Source organism: Streptomyces mangrovisoli (assembly GCF_000974985.2).
GTDB lineage: Bacteria > Actinomycetota > Actinomycetes > Streptomycetales > Streptomycetaceae > Streptomyces > Streptomyces mangrovisoli.
Map to the genome: position 1 here is coordinate 1 of NZ_LAVA02000161.1, position 4,322 is coordinate 4,322.

General features: G+C 72.6%; 3 protein-coding genes and 1 pseudogene. 3 read left to right on the forward strand and 1 reads right to left on the reverse strand.

The features are described from left to right. Together WN71_RS41345 and WN71_RS38660 are read left to right on the forward strand one after the other, a co-directional pair. A pseudogene (locus WN71_RS41345) lies at positions 1 to 161 on the forward strand (NAD(P)/FAD-dependent oxidoreductase); the annotation flags it as partial. 128 nt (positions 162 to 289) lie between these two features. After that, the gene (locus WN71_RS38660; protein WP_071369953.1) at positions 290 to 1,933 is read left to right on the forward strand and encodes an ATP-binding SpoIIE family protein phosphatase; all 1,644 of its coding nucleotides are present in this window, start codon (positions 290 to 292) and stop codon (positions 1,931 to 1,933) included. Between the two features lie 73 nt (positions 1,934 to 2,006). On the opposite strand, the gene WN71_RS38665 is transcribed toward WN71_RS38660, so the two are convergent. Beyond that, the gene (locus WN71_RS38665; protein ID WP_206300254.1) at positions 2,007 to 3,266 is read right to left on the reverse strand and encodes an MFS transporter; all 1,260 of its coding nucleotides are present in this window, start codon (positions 3,264 to 3,266) and stop codon (positions 2,007 to 2,009) included. Between the two features lie 151 nt (positions 3,267 to 3,417). Here WN71_RS38665 and WN71_RS38670 point away from each other — a divergent pair, with 151 nt between their 5' ends. Then, positions 3,418 to 3,984 (forward strand): MarR family winged helix-turn-helix transcriptional regulator, encoded by a 567-nt coding sequence (locus WN71_RS38670; RefSeq protein WP_071369952.1) that lies wholly within the window; start codon positions 3,418 to 3,420, stop codon positions 3,982 to 3,984. Positions 3,985 to 4,322: the final 338 nt, after the last annotated feature.

Genomic DNA, 4,322 nt, shown 5'->3' on the forward strand with positions numbered 1-4,322 from the left:
ACCGCAAGGCCCGCGTCCTGGCCGAATGGACGCTGTCGGGACTCTTCAAACGGGAGATCGTCTCGCTCGGCTCGCTCGAACACCCCCGGGCCGAGTTCGAACTCGCGGCCGGTGGAAAGCCTCCGCACCACCCCGAGGACGACCCGAAGGGGTCTTCCTGACCGGACCGAGGAACTCCACGCGCCGCCCCGGCGTCTGACGGATGTCGCCGTGGTCGGCCTCCCTGTCAGACTGCCCCACGACCCCGGACGAGCACCCACTCGCCCTCAGCACCCACGAGGCATTCCCCTTGAACTTCACGCGCTGGAGCGCCCGGCTCCCCGGAACGCAGCGCCGCGCCGCAGCGCGGACCGACCACGCGGCCACCCCGGACCGGCGGGGGGACGGCTCCGTGCCCGCGGCCCGCGCCGAGCAGTTCACCGGCGACGCGCCGTGCGCGCCCGGCGTGGACGACCTGCCCGCGCGCGCCGTCCTCGACCGCGTGCCCGCCCTCGTCGCGCTCGTGCACGGCCCCGAGCACCGCATCGCCTACGTCAACGACGCCTACGTCACCGCCTTCGGCGCCCGCCCGTCCGGCGAACCGGCCGGCGAGGCCCTGCCCGAACTGCGGGAGCTCGGCCTGCTCCCGCTGCTCGACCAGGTGCTGCGCAGCGGCAAGCCGCGCACCCTGAAGTCCCGCAAGGCCCCCGACGGCCGCTCCTACACGTTCACCTGCACCCCGGTCACCGAGGGCGAGGGCGGCGGCGTGCTCGTCTTCGCCACCGACGTCACCGACCACGCCGAGGCCGCCGAACGGCTGCGCGCCAGCGAGCGCCGGCAGCGCGAGACCGCCGTCACCCTCCAGCGCTCCCTGCTCCCGCAGGAACTCGAACAGCCCGACGACCTGCGCATCGCCGCGACCTACCAGCCCGGCGGCACCGAGGCGGCCGTCGGCGGCGACTGGTACGACGTCATCACCCTCGGCGGCGGCCGCACCGCCCTGGTCATCGGCGACGTCATGGGCCGCGGGGTGCGCGCCGCCGCCGTCATGGGCCAGCTCCGCACCGCCGTGCGCGCCTACGCCCGCCTCGACCTGCCCCCGCACGAGGTGCTCCAACTGCTCGACGGCCTCGCGACCGAGATCGACGCCAACCAGATCGCCACCTGCGTCTACGCCGTCCACGACCCGAACGAGGGCCGGCTGATCCACGCCTCCGCGGGCCACCTGCCGATCCTCGTCCGCGACGAGAACGGCACCGTCCGCCGCGCCGACGAACCCAACGGGCCGCCGCTCGGCACCGGCGGCTGGGTGCACTCCTCCGGCTCGATCCCGCTGGCCCCCGGCTCCACCGCCGTCCTCTACACCGACGGCCTCGTCGAGCGCCGCGACGAGGACCTCGACGAGGGCATCGCGTCCCTGGAGCGCGCCCTGGCCGGCGCCACCGGCACCCCGCAGGTCGTCTGCGACCGCCTGGTCCGCTCCGCCGGCGTCACCGCCGACCACGACGACGACGTCGCCGTCCTCGTCCTCCAGCACCCCGCCCGCACCGGCGCCGACGGCGACCTCTTCCGCAACGCGGCCCTGGAGCTGCTCGGCGGGGTCGAGGCGGCGCCCCGGGCCCGCGCCTTCGCCTCCGGCGTGCTCGCCAGCTGGCGCTTCCCGCCCGACCTGCACGACCTGGGCGTCCTCGCCGCGAGCGAACTCGTCGCCAACTCCCTCCAGCACGGCACGCCGCCCATGCGGCTGCGCCTGCGCCGCACCGACCGCCGTCTGATCGTCGAGGTCACCGACGGCGACGACCACCTGCCGCGCCGCCGCCGCGCGGAACCGGGCGACGAGTCGGGCCGGGGCATCGCCATCGTCGCGACCATCGCCACCACCTGGGGAGCGCGCCGCACCCCGGGCGGCGGCAAGGCCGTCTGGTGCGAGTTCCTGCTGCCCCGCGCCGGCTGAACCCGCCCCCGCGCACGCGAAGGGCGGCCGCCGTCCGAAGACGACGGCCGCCCCGGGAGCCGCGTTCGAGGTCCTACGCCTCCGCCGCGACCGGCACCTCGGTGGCGGTGCCCCGCGCGACCACCCGGTTGCGTCCGAGCCACGGCCGGTCCTGCACGGCGGTCAGCTGCCGCCCGAGCCTGAGCGCGAGCGCGGTGATCCCCAGCGAGAACACCAGGAACGTCACGATGTACGGCGCCTTGAGCGCCGCCCCCATCGGACCGCCCACCGCCGGACCGACGGCCATCGCGAGCTGCTTCACCAGGGCGAAGGCCGAGTTGTACTGCCCCGCCATGCCGCTCGGCGCCAGGTCCGCGACCAGCGGCGCGACGGTCGGCGACAGCATCGCCTCACCCAGCCCGAACAGGGCGTACGTCGAGATGAACGCGGCCGTCGCCATCTGCTGGCTGCCGTGCCCGAGCCCCGCGTATCCGGCGACCGCCCAGGCCACGGCCCAGATCAGGCCCACGGCGGCGATCACCCGCGACCGCTTGCGCCGCTCGACGAACCGCAGCACGGCGAACTGCGCCACCACGATCATCAGCGTGTTCGCGGCGAGCGCGGTCCCCAGCGCGGAGGTGGAGATCCCCGCCGCCCGGATGCCGTACGCGGTCAGACCCGAGTCGAACTGGCCGTAACAGGCGAAGAACAGCACGAAGCCCAACAGGCACAGCTGCACCATCGCCCGGTTGCCCACCAGCTGCCGCCAGCCGCCGCCCGTACCGCCGGGCGCGCGCTCGACCTGCGGCAGATGCGGCATCCGCACCGTCGCCATCACGCCGACCAGCAGCAGGAACATCGCCGCCTCGATCGCGAAGAGCAGGGTGAAGGAGGAGACGCGGGTGGTGTCGACGAGATGGCCGCCGATCAGCCCGCCGACGCCGAGGCCCAGGTTCTGCAGGAAGAACTGCGTCGCGAACGCCCGCGACCGGGTCTCCGACGGCGAGCAGTCCACGATCATCGTGGCCAGCGCCGGCTGCATCACGGCCTGACCCGCGCCGAGCGCGGTCGCGGCCAGGATCACGGTCGCCGCGCTTCCCGCGAGGCCCAGAGCCATCGCGCCCAGCGCCGCCGTGACCAGAGCCGTGAGCAGGACCGGCAGCGGGCCGCGCCGCACGATCGCCCGGCCGGCGAACGGCAGCACGATCAGCGCGGCCACGGCGAAGACGGCGAGGACCGTCCCCGCCGTCATGGCTCCCAGCCCCCGCACCTGTGCCACATAGACGTACAGGTAGGGGACGGTGAAGCCGAGCCCGAACGCGCTGAGCGCGTTGCCCACGTGGATCCGGCGCATCGCTGCGCCCATCGCCCTGGTCACGTTCACCTCTCTCAGATAGTTGGTGTGTCTCAGGTCTTACAACCGAAGACTTCGAAGATAAATTTCGAAGCTAAACAGTACATGCCGAAGGACTTCGACACCAAGTGACCCGTGCGATACTTCCGTCATGGGTGACACCCCCGGCACCAGCGGTGCGGGCCTCGGCGGCGAGCCGACGCTCGACGAACAGATCGCCGCCTACCAGCGCGAGTTCCAGGACCTCGACCCCCAGGTCGAGAAGATCGTCTCGGCCCTCTCCCGGCTCAACCGCCGGATGAACGTCGCCTACGGCCGCCAGACCGCGGCGCTCGGCATCAGCAACGCCGAGTGGGAGGTCCTCAAGGCCCTGGTGCTCTCGGGCGCCCCCTACCGGATGGGCCCGAGCGAGCTCGCGAAGCGCCTCGGCCTCACGCCGGCCGCCATGACCCACCGCATCGACCGGATGGTCGCGGAGGGTCTGGTCACCCGCGAGCGCGACGAGTCCAACCGGGTCCGGGTGATCGTCGAGCTCATGCCCGAGGGCCGGGACAAGTGGCTGGAGGCCATGCGGCTGGCCACGGTCTTCGAGGAGGACCTCCTCCAGGACCTCTCGGCCGACGAGCGCACGGTCCTCGGCGAGGTGCTGACCAGGCTTCTTCGCCGCGTGGAGCACGCCCAGCCGGACGCCGGCGGCCGGCTCACCGACCTCGACTAAAAGATCTTGACAGGGAGGGCTTGACGCGTCCTCCCGCGATCCGTAAAGTTCTTCGGGTTGCCGCGGGACCGTATCGGTTCTGCGACAGCACCTCCGCCGCAACTGCGGCAAACAAACCACCAGCACGATCGCCCGGTCGGGGTGAATTCGGCGTGCCCGAATTCCATTCGAATGGGACTCGGTGGATCTTGATCGGCCCGCAGGGGCCCGATTGGGAATCGCCGAGCGGATCCGCTAAGGTTTGAGACGTCGGAACGGCCCAACGGCCGGGAGGACAACCCCCGCTGACTGGGAGTCAGACACTGAAAAGGTCTGATAGAGTCGGAACCGCCGGAAAG

Excerpts from the sequence above, each read along its gene's own strand:
- WN71_RS38670 (WP_071369952.1), top strand. The coding sequence starts at position 3,418 with ATGGGTGACACCCCCGGCACCAGCGGTGCGGGCCTCGGCGGCGAGCCG.
- WN71_RS38665 (WP_206300254.1), bottom strand. The coding sequence starts at position 3,266 with ATGCGCCGGATCCACGTGGGCAACGCGCTCAGCGCGTTCGGGCTCGGC.